The 23,194-nt window shown below is 48.6% G+C and carries 22 protein-coding genes; 11 read left to right on the top strand and 11 right to left on the bottom strand.

The window, feature by feature from the left end; all coding sequences use genetic code 11:
* Positions 1-58: 58 nt before the first annotated feature.
* Positions 59-625, top strand: coding sequence for a hypothetical protein (locus SYNPCCP_RS08485; RefSeq protein WP_010872827.1), 567 nt, complete (start codon positions 59-61; stop codon positions 623-625).
* A gap of 59 nt (positions 626-684) precedes the next feature.
* Here the strand turns inward: SYNPCCP_RS08485 and SYNPCCP_RS08480 are convergent, their stop codons facing one another.
* Positions 685-1,764: a PIN/TRAM domain-containing protein gene (locus SYNPCCP_RS08480; RefSeq protein WP_010872826.1), complete on the bottom strand. Its 1,080-nt coding sequence runs from the start codon at positions 1,762-1,764 to the stop codon at positions 685-687.
* A gap of 182 nt (positions 1,765-1,946) precedes the next feature.
* On the opposite strand from SYNPCCP_RS08480, the gene SYNPCCP_RS08475 reads away from it, so the two are divergent.
* Together SYNPCCP_RS08475 and SYNPCCP_RS08470 are read left to right on the top strand one after the other, a co-directional pair.
* The gene (locus SYNPCCP_RS08475) at positions 1,947-2,177 is read left to right on the top strand and encodes a hypothetical protein (RefSeq protein WP_010872825.1); all 231 of its coding nucleotides are present in this window, start codon (positions 1,947-1,949) and stop codon (positions 2,175-2,177) included.
* A gap of 86 nt (positions 2,178-2,263) precedes the next feature.
* On the top strand, positions 2,264-3,562 hold the full coding sequence (locus SYNPCCP_RS08470; RefSeq protein ID WP_010872824.1) for a GAF domain-containing protein: 1,299 nt from the start codon (positions 2,264-2,266) through the stop codon (positions 3,560-3,562).
* On the opposite strand, the gene SYNPCCP_RS08465 is transcribed toward SYNPCCP_RS08470, so the two are convergent.
* From SYNPCCP_RS08465 to SYNPCCP_RS08450, 4 genes are all read right to left on the bottom strand, one after another.
* On the bottom strand, positions 3,559-4,410 hold the full coding sequence (locus SYNPCCP_RS08465; RefSeq protein WP_010872823.1) for a M48 family metallopeptidase: 852 nt from the start codon (positions 4,408-4,410) through the stop codon (positions 3,559-3,561). The two genes, SYNPCCP_RS08470 and SYNPCCP_RS08465, sit on opposite strands and share 4 nt — an antisense overlap.
* Positions 4,411-4,613: 203 nt before the next feature.
* The gene (locus tag SYNPCCP_RS08460) at positions 4,614-5,135 is read right to left on the bottom strand and encodes a late competence development ComFB family protein (protein WP_010872822.1); all 522 of its coding nucleotides are present in this window, start codon (positions 5,133-5,135) and stop codon (positions 4,614-4,616) included.
* Between the two features lie 185 nt (positions 5,136-5,320).
* On the bottom strand, positions 5,321-5,533 hold the full coding sequence (locus tag SYNPCCP_RS08455) for a hypothetical protein (RefSeq protein ID WP_010872821.1): 213 nt from the start codon (positions 5,531-5,533) through the stop codon (positions 5,321-5,323).
* A 104-nt stretch (positions 5,534-5,637) separates the two neighbouring features.
* Positions 5,638-7,890 (bottom strand): ATP-binding protein, encoded by a 2,253-nt coding sequence (locus SYNPCCP_RS08450; protein WP_010872820.1) that lies wholly within the window; start codon positions 7,888-7,890, stop codon positions 5,638-5,640.
* A 191-nt stretch (positions 7,891-8,081) separates the two neighbouring features.
* On the opposite strand from SYNPCCP_RS08450, the gene SYNPCCP_RS08445 reads away from it, so the two are divergent.
* Positions 8,082-8,636 (top strand): cobaltochelatase, encoded by a 555-nt coding sequence (locus SYNPCCP_RS08445; protein ID WP_010872819.1) that lies wholly within the window; start codon positions 8,082-8,084, stop codon positions 8,634-8,636.
* Positions 8,637-8,779: 143 nt separating this feature from the next.
* The gene (locus SYNPCCP_RS08440; protein ID WP_010872818.1) at positions 8,780-9,538 is read left to right on the top strand and encodes a DUF928 domain-containing protein; all 759 of its coding nucleotides are present in this window, start codon (positions 8,780-8,782) and stop codon (positions 9,536-9,538) included.
* On the opposite strand, the gene SYNPCCP_RS08435 is transcribed toward SYNPCCP_RS08440, so the two are convergent.
* Positions 9,469-12,267, bottom strand: a complete 2,799-nt coding sequence (locus SYNPCCP_RS08435; RefSeq protein ID WP_020862361.1) for a CHAT domain-containing protein — start codon at positions 12,265-12,267, stop codon at positions 9,469-9,471. The two genes, SYNPCCP_RS08440 and SYNPCCP_RS08435, sit on opposite strands and share 70 nt — an antisense overlap.
* A 148-nt stretch (positions 12,268-12,415) precedes the next feature.
* Here SYNPCCP_RS08435 and SYNPCCP_RS08430 point away from each other — a divergent pair, with 148 nt between their 5' ends.
* The gene (locus SYNPCCP_RS08430; RefSeq protein WP_010872816.1) at positions 12,416-13,162 is read left to right on the top strand and encodes a hypothetical protein; all 747 of its coding nucleotides are present in this window, start codon (positions 12,416-12,418) and stop codon (positions 13,160-13,162) included.
* A gap of 213 nt (positions 13,163-13,375) precedes the next feature.
* Positions 13,376-14,161: an imidazole glycerol phosphate synthase subunit HisF gene (hisF, locus tag SYNPCCP_RS08425; protein WP_010872815.1), complete on the top strand. Its 786-nt coding sequence runs from the start codon at positions 13,376-13,378 to the stop codon at positions 14,159-14,161.
* 36 nt (positions 14,162-14,197) lie between these two features.
* Here hisF and SYNPCCP_RS08420 read toward each other — a convergent pair whose 3' ends face one another.
* On the bottom strand, positions 14,198-14,929 hold the full coding sequence (locus tag SYNPCCP_RS08420; RefSeq protein WP_010872814.1) for a glycoside hydrolase family protein: 732 nt from the start codon (positions 14,927-14,929) through the stop codon (positions 14,198-14,200).
* A 271-nt stretch (positions 14,930-15,200) separates the two neighbouring features.
* On the opposite strand from SYNPCCP_RS08420, the gene ribBA reads away from it, so the two are divergent.
* On the top strand, positions 15,201-16,871 hold the full coding sequence (gene ribBA / locus SYNPCCP_RS08415) for a bifunctional 3,4-dihydroxy-2-butanone-4-phosphate synthase/GTP cyclohydrolase II (protein WP_014407109.1): 1,671 nt from the start codon (positions 15,201-15,203) through the stop codon (positions 16,869-16,871).
* 52 nt (positions 16,872-16,923) lie between these two features.
* Here the strand turns inward: ribBA and SYNPCCP_RS08410 are convergent, their stop codons facing one another.
* A complete protein-coding gene (locus SYNPCCP_RS08410) occupies positions 16,924-17,253 on the bottom strand; it encodes a fluorescence recovery protein (protein WP_041425821.1) in 330 nt (109 codons plus the stop codon).
* A gap of 142 nt (positions 17,254-17,395) precedes the next feature.
* Entirely contained in the window at positions 17,396-18,349 is a 954-nt protein-coding gene (locus SYNPCCP_RS08405) for an orange carotenoid protein N-terminal domain-containing protein (RefSeq protein ID WP_010872811.1), read from the bottom strand.
* A gap of 344 nt (positions 18,350-18,693) precedes the next feature.
* On the opposite strand from SYNPCCP_RS08405, the gene SYNPCCP_RS08400 reads away from it, so the two are divergent.
* Positions 18,694-20,784 (top strand): EAL domain-containing protein, encoded by a 2,091-nt coding sequence (locus tag SYNPCCP_RS08400; protein ID WP_010872810.1) that lies wholly within the window; start codon positions 18,694-18,696, stop codon positions 20,782-20,784.
* Here the strand turns inward: SYNPCCP_RS08400 and SYNPCCP_RS08395 are convergent.
* Entirely contained in the window at positions 20,781-21,893 is a 1,113-nt protein-coding gene (locus tag SYNPCCP_RS08395) for a TRAP transporter substrate-binding protein (protein ID WP_010872809.1), read from the bottom strand. The genes SYNPCCP_RS08400 and SYNPCCP_RS08395 overlap by 4 nt on opposite strands.
* A 152-nt stretch (positions 21,894-22,045) precedes the next feature.
* Here SYNPCCP_RS08395 and SYNPCCP_RS08390 point away from each other — a divergent pair, with 152 nt between their 5' ends.
* Positions 22,046-22,279, top strand: coding sequence for a Uma2 family endonuclease (locus SYNPCCP_RS08390; RefSeq protein ID WP_020861806.1), 234 nt, complete (start codon positions 22,046-22,048; stop codon positions 22,277-22,279).
* On the opposite strand, the gene SYNPCCP_RS16865 is transcribed toward SYNPCCP_RS08390, so the two are convergent.
* Positions 22,214-22,618, bottom strand: coding sequence for a transposase (locus SYNPCCP_RS16865; RefSeq protein ID WP_020861805.1), 405 nt, complete (start codon positions 22,616-22,618; stop codon positions 22,214-22,216). The genes SYNPCCP_RS08390 and SYNPCCP_RS16865 overlap by 66 nt on opposite strands.
* A 121-nt stretch (positions 22,619-22,739) precedes the next feature.
* Here SYNPCCP_RS16865 and SYNPCCP_RS08385 point away from each other — a divergent pair, with 121 nt between their 5' ends.
* Positions 22,740-23,165, top strand: a complete 426-nt coding sequence (locus SYNPCCP_RS08385; RefSeq protein ID WP_010872807.1) for an EVE domain-containing protein — start codon at positions 22,740-22,742, stop codon at positions 23,163-23,165.
* The last annotated feature ends 29 nt before the right edge of the window (positions 23,166-23,194 follow it).

Here is a 23,194-nt window from a genome sequence, read left to right as displayed (position 1 = left end):
AGGTCATGTCACCAGACAAATGATCTTAATTGACGGATTGGCGTAATCGGAAACAACCATGCGAATTTGGCCAGTGGTGCTGACAGGATTAGTTATCGTTTTCCTTTCCCTTGGTGGTGGTTGGGCTATGGCCCAGACGTGGGCTCCCCATGGTCAACCAGCCAATGATCTAATGGCCCAGGCAAGCATTCCCCAGAATTTGCCCCCAGTTATCCCTGATAATCCCCGTTCCGTCGATCCGATTCCTACCCGTTACCTTCCTGGTTTCGAGTCCTACATCGAAACCTGTACTGGCTGTCACATTGCCCTGCCACCGGAAGTCTTACCCCTGGATTCCTGGCAGGAGATTTTGCGTCGTCCGGATGTCCATTATGGGGTCAGCATTCCTAACATTAATCGCCTGACCCAATTGCTGATTTGGGATTATGTGAGTACGTTTTCTCGACCACTGCCTCCAAATAACCCAGTCCCCCTCTATGCGGAAAAATCACGCTTTTTCAAAGCTCTACATCCACGGGCCCCTATGCCGGAGGAAGTCACAAGTAAGACCTGTATCACCTGTCACCCCGGGGCAGAAGTTTTTGACTTTATTACGTTGTCTCCAGAATGGCAGGATGCTCCCTAGGGAAAAGCGGATCTGATGGGAAATCGTTTTGCCGTTTCTGAAAAACTGCCAATTTTGACCTAAGAAGCCAGCACTGAAGGGGGTTTGGCAAAAATCATCCGACCGGCGGAGGTTTGCAAAGCTGAAGTGACAATGACCTGCAATTCTGACCCTACATAGTTGCGCCCTTCTTCCACCACCACCATGGTGCCATCTTCTAGGTAACCTACTCCCTGGGAAGCTTCCTTGCCTTGTTTGATGATTTTTAGCTCCAGAGAATCCCCTGGTAGGTAAATGGGCCGCACTGCCTGGGCCAAATCGTTCACGTTGAGAATTTGGACTTTTTGCAAGTTGGCAACTTTGCTGAGGTTGTAATCATTGGTGAGCAAAATGCCATTGATTTCTTGGGCTAAATGGACTAATTTGGCATCCACCGTGGCAATGTCGTCATAGTCAGCGGAATGAATAACGATGCTTTCGGGAAAATCCGCCTGGATACTGCCGAGAATATCTAATCCCCTCCGGCCTCGCACCCGTTTTTGGTCATTGCTGGCATCGGCTAATTGTTGCAGTTCTGCCAAGACAAATTGGGGCACTAATACCTGCCCTTCAATAAAGCCGGTGGCTAATAGGGGCTCAATGCGACCGTCGATGATGCAACTGGTATCAACAACTTTAGGCGGGATGGGCTTGAGGGTGCCCTCGGCCAACAACATGGTTTCAATGCTGTTGGGGTTAATTAGGCGCATGAAGGTGCGGCCATGGGTGTCGGCCAAACTGATACCAAGAAAAGCAAAAACCACACTGCCAAACACTGCCAGGGTGGGCTTAATAAAGGAAAATTCCCCTGGAATGGGCAGTAGAAAGATGGGAGCTAGCATGAGATTAGCAATCAACAAACCAATTACCAAACCCACTGCCCTGGTAAGAATTGTCTCAATGGGAGTTTGTCGAATCTGATTTTCCAATCTGCGATAGGTGGTTTGGGCCACTAACCCGATCGCCAGACCAATAATGGACATGAAACCCGCCGCCAGCCAACGCAGGGCCTCCATGTTGGAAATTTGCATCTGTACGGAATCCGGTAACAGGTCCACCACGGCGAAGCCGACCCCTGCAAAGGTGAAAATGGAGAGGAGAATAATGACGGCGTCTAACATGGTGGAGTTATGAAACTGGCGTTGATAACTTGGAGGTGGCAGGAAGGGGGATGTTGACAAAAATTGTTCAATCTGGACGGACTTTCCCAATTGGTAACTTTTCCTGAAGTTCCATATATTATATCCGCCTGGCCTGAAACTGATGGGATACTATAATTGGTGAAGACCTCGTTTCTAACGCCATGAATGACAATACCACCGCCTCGCTTCGGGACTCTGAAAAAATAGAAGTTTCCATTCAGTTGGACTCGGATCTAATGGATCAAATTCAGCATTTGACCAATGAGCCAAATCGGGTAATTGAAATGGCTGTGAAGCAGTGGCTACGGGGTGAAAAACAACGGGACGATGAGCTAACCCGCAATTTACGCCGCAATCCCCCTGTTCCTCCCCGGGGAGAGTGGAACGACTAATTTTTTGACTTCCTACGGGAGAAATAGACCCCATGGTTGATTATGCTATTTCCTCCGCTGACTCCATTACCTAACCACTTTTTGACATGGGACAGCCGAGCGATTTGACGGAATCCACCCTCAGATTTTCTTCTTTGGATCCTCTGCATCCCCCGGTTATTTCCCAATTGACGGCGATCGCCAAAAGGATCCGACGCAATAGCCTCCATCTGCCCACCATTTGGCAAGAGGCAGTGGATAGTATTGGCTCTACCTTGGGGGTAAGCCGTTGCCTACTGTTGACAAAGGATTTCCAAAGTCGCCACCTGCAGATTGAAGCAGAATTCTGTCAGCCCACAGTGACCGCCTTCGCTGCTCTAATTGTGCCGGAGGAAAGTGAAATTTGGCGGCAGTTATTCGAGCAACACCAACCCATCACTCTCTACAATGTCCAGTTTCAAGGGGAGGATTTGGGGGGACTGTGGATTTTCCCCACCCTCTACCAGGACCAAGCCAACGGCTATCTGTGTTTGCAACAAGTTGGTCCGGCCCCTGGTCCCTGGCATCCAGAAACAGAAGCCCTACTTCAGGAATTGGCCGAGCAAACCGGCACGGCGATCGCCCATGCCACCCTCTACCAAGAACTAACCCAGGCCACCAAAGCGGCAGAAGAAGCATCCCGGCTCAAAAGTGAATTTCTGGCCAGCACCACCCACGAACTCCGCACCCCATTAAATGGCATTATTGGTTTTCTGCGGCTAATTTTAGACGACATGGCGGATTCAGAGGCGGAAAAACACGAATTCGTCGAAGAAGCCTACCAATCTGCCCTGTTATTGCTCAATTTAATTAATGATATTCTCGACCTGGCCAAAATTGAAGCGGGTCGAGTGGGCATTGAATTGGAAGTGGTGGACTTTAGTGAAGTGCTCCAGGCAACAGAAAATTTTGCCCTGCCCCAGGCCCAAAATAAGGGCCTCAGCTTTAATCTCACTGCCCCCAACCAAGGCCCTCTGCTGGTGTATGGCAATCAGCGTTGGTTACTGCAGGTGATGCTCAATATTGTCGGCAACGCCATCAAATTTACCCACGAAGGAGGTATTACAGTGGCCGTGGAAGTAATGCCCCGCACTGTGCTCTGGGAAGGTGTACAGAAACCAGGATTATTAAAAGTGAGCGTGGGAGATACGGGCATTGGAGTTTCCCTCGAGCAACAGTCCAAATTATTTAAAAAATTTGTGCAAATTGATGGCTCCCATTCCAAAGCCTATGGAGGTACGGGGTTAGGGCTGGTAATTTCTCAAAAGTTGGTGGAAACCATGGGGGGCAAAGTGGCCTTTTTTAGCATGGGGGAAGGACTGGGGTCCACCGTCACTTTCACTGTTTTACTAGAGGAATTACCCTAACGCAGGGTGGGGGCAGAGGATTGGCGGCCAATGCGTCGGCTATAAGCCTGGGGATCCAATCCGTCTCCTTGGTAGAGGTATTGGGACGGGATACTCCTCTGGAGGGAAGTGATGCGATTTTGGGTGAGGGGATGACTGCTAAGAAACTCTGGAGCGGCACCACTCTGCCGTTGTAATTTTTCCATGAAACTAACCATGCCTACGGGGGCATAACCAGCCCGCACGAGGTTCCTTAGCCCCATGGCATCGGCGCTTAATTCATCTTCCCTACTCATGGGCAGATTGAAACCCAGTTGCATAGCCATCTGGACAATATTATTTTCCCGCATACCGGCGGCGGAAATTAATCCTTGGGAAAGACCCACATCCCTCATTCTTGTCACGGCATGGCGTTCGGCAATGTGGGCAATTTCGTGGGCAATGACACCGGCTAATTCCGCTTCATTTTCGGCGGCGGCAATCAAGCCGGTATTCACATAAACAAAGCCCCCCATGGTGGCAAAGGCGTTAATTCTGCGGTCATCTACCACCTGGAATGTGTAGGGGATATTGGGGCGACTACTGGCCCGGGCTAACCGTTGACCAATTTCGTTAATATAACTTTGCAATTGGCGATCGCCGTGGGGACGAAATTCTCCTTGTTGGTAAAGTTGCTGATTAATCTGTTGCCCTAGCCGTACTTCCTGCTGGTCAGAAAGATTGGAAAGTTGAATCACCTGTAATCCTTGGAGCAATAAATTCATCCAGGACTGGGCCCGTACCGGGGAAGCAATGGCAACGGTGACAGTGGCGGTGAGAACAACGGTTAAAATCCAAGCAAACAAACTTTGATAGCGACGAAAACCCATCTTGCACTAGGCCCAATTAATCCACAACATCGGCGGTGGTTCCCCTAAAAAAGTATGAAGATAACCGGAACCAACCAGGGTAAAACCTGTTGGAAAACACGATTAAGTCAGGGAAAATCACCAGCAGATAAATTAATCCTATGGCCGGAGACTGGGGCTAAGACTATGGCCTATGGCAGTTCTTAATTTGTGCTATTTTGCGCTCAATCCTGGGCTAGGGCTTCCAATAACAATGCCATTTGACTGATCAGATCCTGTTTCACTAATGGTTCTAGGGGCTTACGGTCAGCGATTTGAGGCCGATCAAAATATCTGCCCAAGCCATCTTTCACCTGTTGTTGAATAAGAAACTCCAGTTCTTCAGAGGCCCGTTGCCGTTGATATTCGGCGCCCTCTTCGGAGGTGGCGTACAGTGGTGGTAGGCGGTTGAGGGCATAGGCGGCAATGTCGGCAATATCGGGTTGTTTTTCCGTGGTCTTCTGATATTTAGACACCTGGGAAACCACCTCAGTGAGGACCATTTCCTCCATGACGTTAATAAATTTCTTGTGGGGCATGGCCACCACGTCCCCAGCCAACAGGGCCGCCATCAGGCGATCGAGCGCTTCGTATTCCCCTTGGTCTAAATCCACTCCACTTTCACAAAGACGTCCCACTTCTGCTTCCATAGCGGGGGTGAGGTATCCATCCTGGAGGGCTTTGGTAAAGATTTCTTGGATGCTCATGGGGGGGCTTAGTGCGGGGTAGAAAGGCTGATTGGCGGAGGAAAAAAGTACAGAGTTATGTGGCAGATGGTGGTTATAGAGATTGGAGATTAGCTCAGTTTTATCAACGGGCCATAAAGAAATGGTTTGACAATATTGCCTAATCGTCCCAATGGCTATAACTGCTTTGACTGGATGATTAATTCCTAACGGCGGGGAGTAATGTAGGCGATCGCCGCTAGGCGCACAATGGTAGAACGTTCAGAGTCATCGACTAGCCCTAGGCCATCGGTATCTTGCCAACGAATGGTGCCGAAGAGGGAATCCCCCGTTAGTAGTTTGATTTCCACCGGGGTTTGATCCTTGATCAAAAGCTGTACTTGGCGGACACTGGGTAATCCGCTATCAAATCTGCTCATCAGTTTTCCTGCAATTCCCCTCAATCTTAATATCTTATCGGTATTTCGAGGATAGAAACTCCAAAAAACATTAATCTATAGTCCAAGCATTAATCGTAAAAAATTTAGCGGAGGGGTTCCTGCTGGATACTCTGCACCCGTTGTAAAAGTAATTCTGGCTGGAGGGGTTTGAGCAAGTAATCGTCAATACCTTTTTGGGATAAGGCCTGCCACTCCGCTGAGGATAGGGACTCACTCAGCAGAAAAACCGTGACCTTACTGATGCGCCGGGACTTTTTAATACCCCTGGTCACTTCCGTTACATCGACAAAATCCCCATCCACAATAATCAAACCCGGTTGTAACAGTTCCACCTGCTGCAAAGCATTCGTAGTATCAATTAACCAAATGACCTGATAGTTAGCCACAGTTAATAATTCACAAATCAGCGTGGCAATTTCCTCATCCTGTTCGATGACAATTACACTGGAATTAAAGGGCATGGCGGCATCCAACTTATCCTGCACTTGTCCCTTGGTGGTTGGGGGGAAATTCTGCTGGGGGATTACAGTGGTAAAAATTGTCCCTTGCCCAGGGCTAGATTCCACTTCGATATACCCGCCATGGAGTTCCACCAACTGCTTGGTTAAGGCCAGGCCGACGCCACCGGTTTCATAGAAGCTAGTGTAGCTGTCCCCCGCCACTTTAAAAGCTTCAAATAACACCGGCAACTGTTGTTCATTGATGCCAATGCCCGTATCTTCCACCTGAAAAATAGCCTGGTTACTTTCTTTCCAAATGCGGAGGATAACTGTGCCTTCCGCCGGAGTAAATTTCAGCGCATTATTGAGCAATTGGGTCAGAATTTGGTCAAGTCTTTCCTGATCAGCGCAGAATTGGTCTTGGCCCACATTAATTTGGTAATCTAGCTCTAAATTAATTTGTTGTTTAATTGCCACCCCCAACAGGGAGTGAATCACTGTCTGGGCTAGGGTATGCAGGGAAAAAGATTGACAGTTGAGGGCTGTTTGGCCGGATTCAAGCTGGGACAGTTGGATAATACTGTTAATTTGATCCAGCAGTTTTTTACCGTTTTCTTGGATATTTAGTAGGTAATATTGTTGCTTAGCTGGGGGTAGGGAAGCGGGATGGTCGAACCATCTTAACAAAGTAGCAGAAAGACCGATAATACTGGTCAAAGGAGTGCGTAACTCATGGGAAATATTATTGATAAATTGACTTTTGAGGAGGTTAGCTGCCTGGGCCGCCATGAGGGTATCCCGCAATTCCTTGGTCCGTTCAATTACTCGCTTTTCAAAGTTATTTTTTTGTTTTTGCACTTCGCTATACAGCAAGGATTGCACGATCGCCACAGCTAGGTGTTCGCCGATTTGGCCTAAAAAATTCTTCTCGCTATCCAACCATTGCCGGGGGTGGTGACACTGGTGGGCAATCAACAAACCCCAAAGTTGTCCTTCAACAATAATGGGAGCAACTAATTTAGCCCGGACCTGATAGCGTTGCAGCAGCCCGACTAAACAGTAGGAAGAAGAGTAGTGATTTTCAATGTCGCTGACCGCCACCACGGCGCCCTTAAGATACTTCTGTTCGTAGCTGAAGACCTGGGAAAAACAATCGTTTTCGGTCATGATGCCCAACATGGTGTCAATTTCTGGCGATCGCCGGGCTTCGTAGGTCACCTCTCCATATTGCTGGCGGGGCCTGGGGGCGGGAATTTGATTTTCCTCGAGCGGTGTTAGGGATGGTTGGCTGTAGTGGAATTGGTAAATAACTAGGCGATCGACAAAGAGAAATTTTTGCACTGCCGTCACCGCATTGTTGAGGATTTCCGACAGGTCTAAACTTTGGCGAATTTGGGCAATAACCTGGCTCAAAAGTTTGACTTGACTAGCCTGCAAACTGTCCTGGAGAGAAGGCTCTGGGGAAAAGCTGGTGCTGTCGCTATTGAGAATTTCTAGTAGCCCCAGGGTCAATTGTTCGGCAATGGTGGGACCAGATGGAGTCTCTGGCCGGTGGGGCATGGCTTCCGCTACCACGGGCAAATTTTGCTTTTGAATGAAGTCTTCGATGATACCCTGGGCAAAAGTGATGGACACCGCATAATGGTGGGGAGAAATTTGTTCTCCTTCCAACAGGGCCCATTGCCCTGGACTAACCAGGAGGGCAAAACGGTGGTCAACCTCTGCCTCCAGCACCGATGGCCCAGGGGGAGGCTTCAAACTACTGGGCAAATCCCCCACAAAACACTGCACCCCATCTCCTGTTTGTTGGGCCAGGGTACGCCAAAAACGGAGCAAGCGTTCAAAGGTGACAGCAGGTAAGAGTCGACGGAAAATGGGGGAAAAAGCGGGTAGCATGCCGAATTGAACATAGACTGGGCGGCGGCATTCAACGACCAAGCCCCATGGATTTCTATTTCCATCATGCCTAGGTTTTTGCCTAACCCTTCAAAATCTAAGTATTTTTAAAGATCTAAGATTTTTTTAAGGAAATTATTTATCTAGCCCTTGTCAGTCCATGGATTTATCTCCATATATTTTCAACTATTATGCATCGTCTTGCTAGTCTTCCCGGTGGTTGGACCCCGGCCATGGAAGGGGTTATTATCGTTGAGCAAACTCCTGCGCCGCTAATTTTTTTAACCGCCGCTGACACTGATATCCAGGCAATCGCCAGGGTGTGGCCCCGATTGCCCGGGGATTTTCCCGATCTGCGGGTTTGTAATCTGCTGAATTTGCAACAGTCTTTTTCCCTCGATGACTACGGCGATCGGGTATTGGGCCAAGCAGAGGTAATTGTGGTGCGGCTGTTGGGGGGAAAAAGCTATTGGCCCTACGGCTTGGAAGTATTGGGGGAACTAACGGTAACCAAACCAGATCTGAAATTATTTGTCTTGCCGGGGGACGATCGCCCAGATCCCTCCCTGATGAACCAGTCCACAGTGCCCCTCACCGCAGTCCATTGCCTGTGGCAATATTTTGCCGAGGGGGGAACGGATAATATTCGCCATGGCTTGATGTGGTTGGGGGACTACGGTTTTGGTCGCAATTATCGGCCCCCTGCCCCCCAAATGGTGCCAAAAGTGGGGATTTATCGTCCTTAGACAATTCTCACTCCACTGTAGACCCCCTAACCTCCAGCCAACGGAATTTTTATTGGTCAATCCCGCCACTGAACATCCCCTCGTTACCCCGGGTTGACCTAGGCTAAGCTGGAACCATAATTCCTCAAATTCCCAAATTTGCCATGGTTAATCATCCCTTGCCGCTTTTGTTAGCCACTGCCCTAACCTTTACCGTATCTGCCCCCCAGACCATTGCCTCTGGTGTTGATGATTTATCCTTTAGCCCAACCCCAACGGAAACCCTAGTTAGCTTGAAATTTCCCCAGGCTGGTGATCGGGGTACCACCCAAAGCTCCGGAGGAGGAGGCACTAGGGGCGGCAGTTGTTTCACCCAGGCCAACACCAACCTCAGAATAGTGGCCCCCAGCCAAGACACGTTTACCGCTACGGCCAATCCTAGTTTGTTTGTTTATGTACCCGCCAACAAAGGAGTGGAAGGGGAATTTGTCCTAGTGGATGGGGCCGGGGAATTAATCCATAGCCAAACCGTGGCGGTGCCCAGTAAGGAAAGTATTTTGGCGATCGCCGTTCCCACAACCGTAGGGTTAGAACCAGGCGGGGAATATGCTTGGGCATTTGCCGTTAATTGCACCATTGACAACCAAGTGGTGGGCAGTGCGGTGGAAGCCGGGCTCGTGCGCCAGGAATTAGATGTTGAGATAACAGAGCAAATTGAAGAAACCAATGAACCTTTGAGCAAAGCCAATCTCTATGCCAACCAAGGTATTTGGCAAGATACGTTGATGATTGTGGCCAGTCTGCCGGAACAACGGCAGGAATTGGTAGAACTGTTTGATTCCGTGGGTTTGGGTCAATTTAGCGATGTGCCCATTCTTTTTGTCGGTACCGATGAAGCCGGAGACGTTCCCTTGACTAACTGATTAGTAGGGCGTAAATTTTGCCATTCCCCCTGGAGGGTGAAACCGGCCCAAAAATAGGGGGAAGCAAAACGGGGGTCTTCCTTCAATTTTTGTTTGGCCCATTGCAAGGCGGCGGCCGGGGGCATTTGCCGTTGCAGTAAAGCCCGGTAAAACTCCGTCATTAAACGGGCGGTGGCTTCGTCATCCACACTCCACAGGCTAACCACGACCCTAGCCGCCCCGGCATACATAAAACCTCTAGTCAGGCCAATTAGTCCTTCGCCCCGGATTTCCTGACCAAGTCCTGTTTGGCAAGCACTGAGCACCACTAAGTCCGCTGGCAGGTTAAGGTTAAAAATATCGTACAAACGCACGAATCCGTTGATGGGTTCCCCCTCTGGATTGAGTAGGGAAAGGACCAGTCCCGACAGTTGAGGATTTTTACTGTTGAGAATGCCGTGGGTGGCAAAGTGAATAAAACGATACTGCCCCATGGTGTCGGCAAAAACCCGGGCCCTGGTGGCTTCAAAGCCTAATTCATTTAAACTGGCTTCCGGGGGAAAGAGGGCCACCAATTGTTCAGCTTCCTGTTCGGTGTAGGGGAGCCGGTCAAAATAAACCCCCGCATCCCTGGCGGACAGTTCCAAATCCACCGGCAAATTGTCTGGACGACGGGCGATCGCCGTACCCAACCTTTCGTCACTACTGGTGAATACTGGATCGGCAAACACCGCCAGCAAATTGGGGGCTGGTTTCCTCTGGGCCGTATTTTGCCGCAGAATGCCTAGGGTAGAAGCAGACGGCATGGTAACCAATTCGTGGCGATCAGTTAAATAGGTGGGGGGCTGGCCGGGAGGATTGTCCGTCACCAAGGCTCCAAAGGGCAGATATTGCAACACGCCATCGGGCACAATCAGCAATCTTTTTCCTGCAATCACTGTCGGGTCTGGGATTAACTGACTATATAACTGGGCCCCTTGATTGATGGCCAGGGGGCGACGAATCCGCTGGGTAGGCTCCAAAAAGGATTGGCGAAAGGTCTTAATGGCCTCGTCCAACTGGTCAGCGCCGGGAAGTACGTAACTCCGCAGGCTAGATTCACTTACCACCCAGAGATGACTGCGCTCTTTGCCCAGGGCGTATGCCAACAATAGGGTTTCATTGTCCAACAGGGCTTGGATTTGAGGTAAGTCCAATGGTCGGGGGCGGGTAAGGGCGCTATAGTCGGGATTTTGTCGCTCAATTTGCCCTAAAACTCGGTCATACCGTTGCAATAGATCTGTTATGGCCTGGTCCAACTCCCTTTGTTTTTGTGGATCATAGTTAGAACTATATAACTTGATTTTCTTTTCCTGGAGGGTATTGAGTTGCTGTTCAATGGTTTCTTTTTCGTTTACCAACTGAGAAGAAATTCCCTTGGTGATTTTCCCTGGGGTTTGGGCCAAAATATCCAACAAAGATCTAGCTTTAGCGGATTCACTAACCACCAAAGCTTTTTCATCCCAGCCTTGATTGGGTTGCCGTTGATGTTGTTCCATTAACAGGTCAATATAAAACTGATAATAATCCTGTTTGGAAGCTAAAAAGCTAGCCCTTAAATCCTCGTTGCCAATGGCCTGTCGTAGATTTTCCAGTAAATAAATTGCCTCTTCAATTTCCGCCATGGCCTGCTGTACTTCTCCCTGTTGCTTCCAAGCCACCGCTAACCAATAGCGAGTTAAGCTTTCCTTCAGGCGATCGCCAGTGGTTTGTCGTAGGATTAAAGCCCGTTGATAGTAATCGAGCGCTGTGGGTAAATCCCCTTGCAAAAAAGCTAGGTAACCCAAATTATTTAAGCTACTAGCTTCCCCATTTTTATCCCCCAACCGTTGCCAGATTATTAATGCTTTTTGGTAATTTTCTTGGGCTAAATTTAATTGCTGATTTTGCACCTGCATAAAAGCGAGGTTATTTAATCCCGCTGCCTGGCCTCGCACAAGATCCGGTGTGGCCCGATCGCCAAGGTCATGGATCAAACCTTGCCAATGTTGAAAAGCATTTTCTTCCAGGGCTAAAGCGCCTTTTAGATCTCCACTGGCTAATTTCACCTGGGCCAAATTATGTTCAATGCCAGCGATATTACCCCGGTTCCCCAAGGATTGGGCCTGGGCCAAAGCTTTGTTGTAAAAATACTCGGCCTGAGTTGTTGCCCCCAAAGTCAAATACATTTGCCCCAACTCATTCTGACTAATCACCTCCCCCGTTTTAAAGTTGGCTTGTTGCCAAAGGGGTAAGGACTTTTCCAAGCTTTCAAATGCCTCCTGGTAGTTACCCTGTTGTAATTGCAATTGGGCGATCGCCACCAGACCATTAGCCTCCGTTTGGGTATCTTTCAAGGCTTGGGCGGTGGTTAATAACTCTTGGTAACAGGCTAAGGCCTTTGTCGGGGGAGCCAACTGACGCTGAACCAAACAAAGAAAATTTAACGTGACCGCTATCTGGGGTAAATTATTTTCCTGCCGCCAGAGGGCCAAGGCCTCTTCCCAGGAACTTTGGGCCGCTTGAAAATCTGTTAGGTTACCCTGCTGATAATGCTTGAGACCCTGATTAAAATATTGCTGAGCAGTGGCGATCGGAGTTTTACTTTCTCCTTTCAAGATGACTTCTGGGGGAGACTGGGCTAAAGATATATAACTCCATTTCCCGCCCCCCAAAACACAAACTGTGACCACGGAGGCAAAGGTTAAGTTGAACAAAAAACGCACTGCCATGACCACTTTTTCTCCAATAAAATACGTTGATAAACGGCTAAGATGGAAGCGAAAATTTTCCTGTGTCGTCTAGCCCCAAAGAAAAACGACTTTCCCCCCCCCTAACCAATTTTACGTTCCCCTACAGATCCTTTCCCGGTGCCATGCCATGATTACCCCACCCAGCTCACCCAAAGCCAAATTTCTTAAACTAAGTGCCATCGGTGCTTCTGCGCCCTTACTCGCCCTGGGATGGGCCGTGGCCCCCAGCCAAGCCCAAATCAGCCAAGCAGTGGTGCAGGAAATCATTGACGGTCCCCAGGTTTACATCGAAGAAATCCAGGCAAAAGTGGATGACCAAGCGGAATTTGGCCAGGTCATAGTGACCAAAAAAGCCAGAGCCGGAATATTGTTTAATAATGGGGCGTCAGGAAGATTGAGCGAAAATGCCAGCGTAATTGTCGGTCAATGCGTAGAGTTGGAACGGGGTAAGTTGCTGGCCAGTGGTCCTGTCAATGGTTGTATGGCGGGGGTCAGTGTGGCGGTGACTGGCACAGTGTATGTCATGGAAAGGAATGAAGGTCAATCGGGGGAAATTAAGGTTCTGGAGGGGGCGGTGTTGGTTAGTGATCCGGAAAATCCACAGCAAAGAACTCGGGTTAAAGCGGGGGAAAAGGTCAGTGTTTTGGAGGGCATCCTCGGTTCTGTGATTCCCATGACTCCGGAGGAGTTAGTCGCCCTTTTGAGTGGTAGTTTGTTCAATGGCTTCAGCATTCCGATCACTCCGGATGGAGCCTTGCAGAGTATGTGCTCCAACCTTTTGCCCGGGCTGAGTTGTTCCACCGGCGGAGTGAACTACTCTCCCCCTATCCCCAGTTTGCCGGTGCCCATTCCTTTCCCCAGCTTTGGTTTCTAAATCAATAGTCAACAGAAAACCTTCCCCTCAACTAAGTTGCTGGGAAAATGTATTTGTCGGCCAAGGGACTTGGATGGGGAAATGGAACTTCACCGCCCCATTCGAGCTTAATCTTTGGGATACTACGGACAAATTGCCGGGTTCGGATGTTTTATTTGCTTCGTTTAATTCACATTGACCACAATTTTTGTTTGAAATATTTGCAATAAAATTATGACCTTAGCAAAACGGATTTTGCCTTGTTTAGATGTCAATGCAGGGCGGGTGGTCAAGGGCATAAACTTTGTTGATCTCCAAGATGCCGGGGATCCGGTGGAGTTGGCCCGGGCCTATAACGAAGCGGGGGCAGACGAGTTGGTGTTTTTAGACATCACTGCTACCCACGAGCAACGGGACACCATTATTGATGTGGTTTATCGCACTGCGGAAGAGGTGTTTATTCCCCTAACGGTAGGGGGCGGCATTTCTACGTTGGAACATATTAAAAATCTGCTCCGGGCTGGGGCAGATAAGGTGAGTGTTAATTCCTCTGCTGTGCGGGACCCGGACTTTATTAGTCGAGCTAGTGACCGTTTTGGGCGGCAATGCATTGTGGTGGCGATCGATGCCCGTCGTCGGTTAGATGCGGATAATCCCGGCTGGGATGTGTATGTGCGGGGGGGGCGGGAAAACACCGGCCTAGATGCGATCGCCTGGGCGGAGGAAGTGGCCAAACGGGGGGCAGGGGAATTGCTGGTCACCAGTATGGACGGGGATGGCACCCAAGCGGGTTACGATCTGGCCCTCACAGCGGCGATCGCCGAACGGGTGGAAATTCCGGTGATTGCTTCCGGGGGAGCGGGTAATTGTCAGCACGTGTACGAAGCATTCACGGAAGGCAAAGCTGAAGCGGCACTGTTAGCTTCCCTATTGCACTATGGTCAGTTAACCATTGGGGAGTTGAAAACCTTTTTAGAAGCGAGACAAATTCCAGTCAGGCACACTGCGGTTTGTGGCTAAGGGGACAACTAGGAATAAATTTTTTGTCAAATCCCTTCAATCCTGATGATGGTGGGCCAAAAGCAATTCTTCTTGCAACAACTTTTGATAAAGTTCCGGTAAACGTCTGGTAATCACATTGTCCTCAATGCCGTAGCCCAAACTAGTCCAAGTGGGGGAAAGGTGACGCAAAACCTGGTCTAGATGCCCTGCCCGCAATTGGGCCCCAATATCCATCCCCCAGGCTTTGGTATCAGCTAGCCAACGGTAAAGCACTTGGTCCTGGTACTCCGGCTCAAAGCTGTAATTTTTCCAGAGCAAAAATTTCTGGGGCTGGGGATGATATTTACCCGCTTTTTCAGCCCAGGTGGTATTCAAAAACTGGTAACGCCCAGAGGCAGTACTGCAATTGCCCCGATTCGGCCCCATAAAAATTTTGACGCAACGGTTGGGATGTTCGCTCAAGTCCTGGACATGCTGTCCCCCGTAAATAACGTTATAGGGTTGGGGCGTATTGGCTTCACTAGCACTGATGGTCCGCATCAAGGCCCGCAGATAGGGATCCCCCCCTTCCATCACTAGAGGGGCGATTTCCACCGAACTGGAGAAAGAAGGTAGTTTTAGCTTCGACCAAGGGGACTGCCACAGGGCCATACCTCCCCAACCCAACAAAACGGCGATCGCCATGGTCCAGGGCCAGGGGGAAGCTAACCAGGGGCGACTTTTAGCCGAGGAAAGGTCGGATGGGGAGTGGGAATTGGGGTCAAGCAAAAATTCGCGGTCAATCATGGATGGGGGCCAGCGGAACCAGGGCGCTTTCCATCATAGGACTATAGCCATGGCAGAATAAGTTTCCCTTTTTTAGAGAAATTCATCCCCTACGACGAAGAAACCAAAGCCTTCCCAGAAAAGCTTTAAAATAGTTAACAAAGCTAAATTGTTGCAACAGTCGATCTTCTGCGACCACCGTTGTCAATTTTCCTCCAGCTTCTTAAGTTTTAACTTTTTCCTTTTCTGCACCTTGAACGTTTCTGTCCCCCGTATCCCGTCCGATTTACCGATGTTTGATGCCATTGATGCAGCCCTAGCTGACATTAAAGCGGGCAAGGCCGTGGTGGTGGTGGACGACGAAAATCGAGAAAATGAAGGGGATTTAATCTGTGCGGCCCAATTTGCCACCCCTGCTCTAGTTAACTTTATGGCAGTGGAAGCCCGGGGCTTGATTTGCCTAGCCATGACTGGTGATCGCCTGGACGAATTGGATCTGCCCTTGATGGTCAGTAAAAACACCGACAGCAACCAAACCGCTTTCACCGTCAGCATTGATGCAGCCCCCCATTTGGGCGTAACCACAGGGATTTCCGCCGAAGACCGGGCCCGGACGATCCAGATTGCCATTAACCCCGTCACCCGCCCGGAGGACCTTTCCCGACCTGGCCATATTTTCCCTCTGCGGGCCAAAACTGGGGGAGTACTGAAACGAGCCGGCCACACCGAGGCGGCAGTCGATCTTTCTCGCCTAGCAGGACTCTATCCAGCGGGGGTAATTTGCGAAATTCAAAATGCCGATGGCTCCATGGCCCGCCTACCGGAATTGGTGGAGTATGCCCGCAAATATGACCTCAAACTGATCAGCATTGCCGATTTAATCAGTTACCGACTCCAACATGACCGCTTTGTGCAACGGGAAACCATCTGTGAATTTCCCAGCCAGTTTGGGGAGTTTAAACTCTACGCCTACCGCAATTTATTGGATCAAACAGAGCACATTGCCATTGTGAAGGGTGATCCTAGTGAATTTGGTCAACAGCCGGTGATGGTGCGGATGCATTCAGAATGTTTAACGGGGGATGCCCTGGGTTCTCTCCGTTGTGATTGCCGCATGCAACTCCAGGCGGCCCTCAAAATGCTGGAAAACCATGGTTTGGGGGTGGTGGTTTATCTCCGCCAGGAAGGCCGGGGTATTGGTTTGGTCAATAAGCTCAAGGCCTATTCCCTACAGGATTTGGGCTATGACACCGTGGAAGCGAATGAAAGATTAGGTTTTCCGGCGGATCTGCGGGACTACGGCATGGGGGCGCAAATGCTCAACGATTTAGGGGTGAAACAAATCCGTTTGATCACCAACAATCCCCGTAAAATTGCCGGACTGAAAGGCTACGGTCTAGAAATTGTCGAACGGGTGCCCCTGTTAATTGAGGCCAACGACTATAACTCCCATTACCTGACCACCAAGGCAGAAAAACTAGGGCACTGGTTAGTCAAAAACTATCTGCTGGCGATCGCCATTAAATTTACTCCCAACGTTGCTTCGGCCCAACAACGGTACGAAAAATTGGAAAAAATCCGGGCCCTGTTACAGGGAACCCCCCTCATGGTGCATGAAGACAACCGCCCCGTGGCGATCGCCCTATTTGGCAAAAATAGCCTAATTTTCCACGTCGGCCTAGACCAAAACTTACCATCGGGCCAGCCTTGGCAAAAGCACGACCATTCTCCCTACCCCGCTTTGGTAAAGGATTTTCTCGTACAGCTCAAACAATGGCCAGACCTACAGGCTCTAGCATTCCTCATCGCCCAAGGGAAAGACCCCATGGAAACTCTCCAAGTCAGTCTGGACCGGGAAAATGTATCCTTTGCCGACCTCACCGCCGACGCCCTAAACCAATGGCAGCCCCAAACGGTGTACACCTACAGCAAGCAAGGCAGCGGAGAAATGACTAACAGATGAATTCCATTTCCCCCCAGGAACATAGTTGTGGAGTTTTAGATATTTACTAGAATCACAGCCGGGCCAGGGCCTTAATTTTAGATTGCTTATCGGCGGCTAAAAAAGTCAATTCCTCCGCTTGCACCAGACCTTCCTTGAGCAGTTGGGCAAAAACAAAAATAATCACCGACTGGCGATCGTCGTACTTGCCATCAATTTCGTGGCGTTTTGCACTCAAAAAATCATGGAGTTTCCAAAGATCATCGATCTGCGTAATTTGGGAAGCTTGGGCTTGCACCGTTGCCAACAGTCCATCCAATTCTCTTTGGTAGGCCTTACGGAACAGGGCATGGGCAGACTGGGTTTCAGCTTGGGACCAAGGTGCTTCGGCGGTTTGTAACATTAACTTATGATATTGATTTGTAATTATCATTACCATAATAAAAAAAGTGAGCCTGCTCTGCAACGAGAAGCCCACAGTTATTAGTATTTTGGCTGCTTGTCCGACCGACTATGGCAAAGACAAAACTCTGAAGGGAGTTATTCTAGCGAGCAAAGTTGAGTAATTCTTTGGGGGAAGCAAGGAGGTCGATCGCCACAAAGAAAATTTTGCCCTCGGGGTTGAGGAGAAAGCGCCAGGCGATATTCATGCCCACGTTGCCACCAAACCAAGGGGTTTGCACCTTACCGGTAACTTTAATTTGGGTGAAACCATCTTCAGCGGGTTCAGTAACCCCCCGTTCCGGGATCAATTTCAGGTTTTGGCACTCTTCCCGGAAAAAGCGGAGCACATTTTCTTTACCGACAATGGGCCGTTGGAAGGGCGGTTGGAGGGCACCGTCGGAGGTGAACAATTCGATTAAGGTGTCGAAGTCATTGGCATTGAGGTTGTCCATGTAGTTGAGGACAGTGGCATTGGTCACCCCTTCAATGGAAACTTTGGTGCGGCTGGCGGTATCTTGGGGAGGAACTACGGGCTCAGCGATGCGTTTGCCGTCCTTACCAGCGGTGAAGCCCATGTCCACCACGGCATTACGCAATACGGTAATTTGTTGACCGGATTCTAGGCCTTGGATCGTAGCTAGCACTGCATTGGCATTGGCAGAAAGTTGGTAACCAGCGGGAATGGGGGCGACAAAGCCCTGCTCCATCAGTTCGCCTAAACGGTACCAGAAGCCAAGTTTAATGTTGGGGGACCAACTGGCGTAGGTGCGGCACAGGGGAGTGTCAGCTCGGTTGGCCAAGTCACACATGGCCTGGGTTTGTTGGAGGGGCCCCATGGCTTGAATTTCCTTGAGGGCATTTTCGGCCAGTTGCATGCTGGCGGCCCCAGGGGCGGCGATCGTAAGGGTTTTACCCATTTCTAGGTAAGCAAACCAAATCAGAGCTAATTGATCTTCGGCATTGAGTTGGCTAAAACGGGCGATGGTAGCGGGTACAACGTCGGCCGCTAGGGTGTTAGGGAAAATTCCGCGGGCAGAGTCAATGGTGAATGGCATAGGTTTTATACGTGAATCAACTTTCCCCAGAATTTACCATGGTTTGGTAGCCCCCTTTAGGATCGGAAAACCGAATGAAAACCCAGATTTTTTCTAAAAGTTTGTCCTAGCTTGACAATAATAGGACAAAGAATATAGTGGCTGAATAATTATTGTGTGGGCTACTATTAGTTGGGGAATCTAAATGATGGCATCAACGGATACAAATCAGATTGTTCTATTATTTATTTCCTCTCAGTGGTAACTGGTTGGAGTGGTGATCAATAATTGTTCCCTAGTCGCGACAATAGTCACTCTCTAAAACTATTTTTCTTCAGGCTCAGCTTTTTTCCTGTAACGCTCCTATGCTTTATCAATTGGTCGTTGATTCACCCTCGTTTAAAAAGGTCATTCGTTTACAAAATTCTTGTTATTCCATTGGCCGTCATCCGAGCAACACCATTGTTATTCCTTCTCCCCAAATTTCCCGTCGCCACGCCACCCTAATCAAAAAAATTAATCCTAATTTAGATATCTCCTTCCACATCATTGATGGAGATTTAGAAGGTCATCGCAGTCGTAATGGAGTGTGGGTTAACGGTGAATCCCATCTAGATTATGAGTTGGTGCATGGAGACGTCATCGCCCTATCGGAAGATATTCAAATTTTCTATCAGGCCATCCCCACCGACCCCAAAGATACTATCTCCGGCGGCGGCGATCGCCAGCGGTTAACCCCAGATCTATCAGAGCATTTTCCCCAGGAACAATGGGACATCACTCTGATTGGCCACGAGGATGACTTATCCCAACTGAGCCATGAAAAGCTATCTAAACTAGCCGCCTGTATTGAATATAGTCCCTACCCCATGGTGGAGATCGATTACTTCGGCAACTTGACCTATCTGAACACAGCTACTAAGGAAAAGTTTCCCTCCATTCAGAAAGATTCCATGGCCCATCCCCTACTCAAAGATATTATTCCCCAAAGGGAAGATACTCCCATTTACTATCTCCGCACTAGAGAGGTACAAATAGGAGATAAATTTTATGAGCAACATATTCACTATCCCGCCGAAAGTCAGTTTATACGTAGTTACATTTTCGATATCACAGAGCGTAAAGTAATTGAGCAATCAATTCATTACCAAGCTTTTTATGATCCCCTAACGGACTTGCCCAACCGCTTTTTGTTCAAGCAAGAATTGGGTAAAGTCCTAAGTAACGTTCAGAATCAAAGCAGTGTTTTAGGTTTAGTGCTTTTAGGTTTCCGAGAACTGCAATCTTTAAATGACTTGCTGGGGCACAGCGTCGCCGATGAAGTACTCAAAATTATCACGGAAAGATTATCCGCCCATGTGAGATTAGAAGATTTACTTTGCCGGTGGCGTGGAGATACTTTTATATTGTTAATTCAATCCTGCCGTAACCTCGACGAAATTGAAGTTTTTGTGCGACGACTGTTGGCAGTGCTAAAAAGACCATTTTTCATTGCTAATAATCCCCTTTACCTCCAGGGCTATGCGGGCATTGCCTGTTATCCCAACCATGGTGATAACGTGGAAATTTTGCTGAACCGAGTGGGAATAGCATTAAACGAAGTTAAGGACATCGGCAGTCGGCAATACTGCTTCTATGAAGAGTCCATGAATAGTGACCATTTAGAAAGAATTCAATTGGAGCATGCCCTACACCAGGCTTTGGAAAGGGATGAATTCTTGCTTTATTACCAACCGATTATTGATGTGCAATCCGGTCGCCTTTGTGGAGTGGAAGCTCTGATTCGTTGGCAACATCCCATTCACGGTTTAGTATCTCCAGGATTATTCATTGGTTTGCTGGAAACCACTGGCCTAATTATTCCCGTGGGGGAATGGATTATGCGTACAGCTTTTCAACATTTCCACCATTGGGCTCCGGCGGTAGACGATGATTTTCGCATTGCCATTAATCTGTCTCCCCAACAGTTCCAAGCTCCGGATTTGTTGCCAACAATTTTACGTATTTTGGCAGAGTCTTCCCTCCCTCCCCATCGTCTTGAGGTGGAAATTACCGAAAATATTGTCATGCAGAACGTCACAGCTACCCAAAATCTCCTCAATGCTCTGCAATCCCACGGTATTCGGCTTTCCATGGATGATTTTGGCACTGGCTATTCTTCCCTTTCCTATCTTAAAACCTTTCCTTTCAATACCCTGAAAATTGATCGTTCCTTTACTAAAGATATCCTCCACACCCCCAAGGATGCTGCCATTATTCAGGCCATGCTGCTGTTGGGCAATGGTTTTAATTTAAACATTATTGCTGAAGGTATAGAGGAGGAGCCCCAAGCTCGTTGTCTCTACGATTTAGGTTGCCGAGAAATGCAAGGTTATTGGTTTAGTCATCCCCTTTCAGAAGCAGAAATTACGGCTTTCCTAGCAGAAGGCAATTTCCAAAGATTTTGCCTCGGTTAGGGAGCTTTTTCGACGAATTTAGTATAGCTAAGTTCATTGATTGCATTCCAACTAAACATTTGACTGCGGAATGTTTGCCATTGTTGATAAATTTCCTTAAATTGGGCATCTTTACTGGCAAATTCTGCTAGCAATGCTCGGGAAGTTTCCTGGGCCACTGTTAAAATTTCTGGAGAAAAGGATTTCAGAATTGTGCCTCCATCCAGTAATGTTTTCAGGGCAATGCTATTAAAAGTTTCATAACGGGATAGCATCAATAGATTGGCACTACGGGCCGCTTCCTGGAAAATAGCTTGGTATTCCGGCGGCAATTTCGCCCATTGGCTTTGGTTTACCAATACGTCCAAGCTGGGGCCTGGCTCCCACCAACCGGGATAGTAATAGTATTTGGCCGCCTTATTTAGCCCTAACTTTTCGTCGTCGTAGGGCCCTACCCATTCCGCTGCGTCAATGGTGCCCCGGTCTAGAGCTAGGAATAGTTCTCCCCCAGGAATCACCTGGACGTTGACCCCTAGTTGAGCCATTACCTGCCCTCCCAAGCCGGGAATCCGCATTTTTAAACCCCGCAAATCCGCTAGGGATTCCACTGGCTTTTTAAACCAACCAGCCATCTGAGCCCCGGTGTTACCGGCGGTGAAGTTAATGATATTAAAGTCGCTGTAAACTTTTTGGATCATTTCCAACCCCCCCCCGGCATAGAGCCATGCATTTTGTTGTTGGGCCGTCAAACCAAAGGGCATCACGCAGGCAAAACCCAGGGCCGGATTTTTGCCGATGTAGTAATAACTGGCGGTGTGGCCACATTCAACGGTGCCATTTTGTACTGCGTCTAGCACCTCTAACCCCGGCACAATTTCCCCAGCGGCGTAGGGCGTAATCTGGAATTTACCCCCGGTCATGGCGGCGATCGCCTTGCAGAAGTCCTCAGCGCCCCCAAAAAGAGTGTCGAGGGATTTGGGCCAACTGGTGACCATGCGCCAACGAATATTTGGCAGTTCTCCTCCAGCGGTGGCTTGATTATTGGAGGTGGTGGCCTTGCCACAGGCAACTAAACCAGCAGCAGTTCCAGCGGCGATCGCCGATTGGCCAAGGAGTTGACGGCGTTTCATAGGGACGGGGGATTAAAAATATGATTGAAGGGATTTTCCCACAGGTTTACGGCGATATTCGGTCGATTTTGGAAAACTTGTCTTTAATTTAAAATGTAAATGTGATTGTTGATCAACCTAATGGCGATCGCCAAATTGGCGGCAAATTAACCATGATTGCTTCGCCCGACCTCCGACCGACCCCATTGACCCCAGAGGAATATCTAGCCTGGGAAGCGAAACAAGAAATCTGCCACGAGTACATTGACGGGGAAATCCTAGCTATGACTGGTAGCAGTATTCCCCACGATGATTTGGTTATTAATTTGCTGGGCGTTCTATTACCCCACATTAAAAGTCGGGTTTCTATTTTTCCTAAATTTCCAATGTATTGTCTTTTTACATAATCTGTTGTTTTCCCTTTTTTTGGGGTCTCCTGTTTCATCTATTATTACTATTATTTCTCTTCCTTCTAAAACTTCTAAGATAATATTTAATCTTCTTTTTTCTAATTCTTTTAATTCCCAAGGAGAATCTGTCATAAAATGCAGTAGTCCCTGTTCATTTTTCAATCCTAGTGATGATGCTATTGCAGGTAGACTCTTTCTTTTTATATCACTTAATATTCCCACAATGATATATTTAAATGACTCATAAGACCTCACTTCTGGAAATATATCTTTATACAATTCACTATATGTGTCTACACACTGTACTGTCTTTTTCGCCTCTCTTGTCTTTGTCATTCTCCCTCCGGGCTTTTCAGCCTTTTATCTCCATTTTAATTCCCTCAGTCTGATGAAAGAGGGATAATTTTATTCCCCCGGCCCAGTTCCCACCGCAGTTGTTCTGATTCGCGACCCCACCATGGCCTACTGGTTATTTCAAGGCAATCCTAAGTACTATCGCATTCTTCAAGCCATTGAGGAGCAAGAGGAATTGCCCTGGTTGGTGACCCGTTATAGCAAAGAAATTCAAGTTGGCGATCGGGCTTTGATCTGGATGGCCGGGCCAGAAGCAGGGATTTATGCCATTGCCGAAGTAACTAAGCCGCCGGAAATTTACCCAGAGCTACCCGATGGGCAATATTGGCTAATGTCTGACCAAGCTAAGTTGGATAAACCGAGGGTACAGCTCAGATTCCTACGCAAGTTGCTGGGCCAACCCCTCCGCCGCCACGAACTCAAACAGGACCAGATTTTACGGGATTTACTGGTTATTCGGGCTCCCAACAGCACCAACTTTCGGGTCACAGAAGAGCAATGGCAGCGTGTCTATAGCCTTAAAGGCTAGAAAAAAATTTCGGTTCCCATCGCCGGGAT

The sequence above is a fragment of the Synechocystis sp. PCC 6803 substr. PCC-P genome (assembly GCF_000284455.1).
In the GTDB taxonomy this organism is placed as follows: domain Bacteria; phylum Cyanobacteriota; class Cyanobacteriia; order Cyanobacteriales; family Microcystaceae; genus Synechocystis.
Note: the sequence above shows the minus strand (reverse complement) of the source record. Positions and strands in the feature narration are given on the sequence as shown.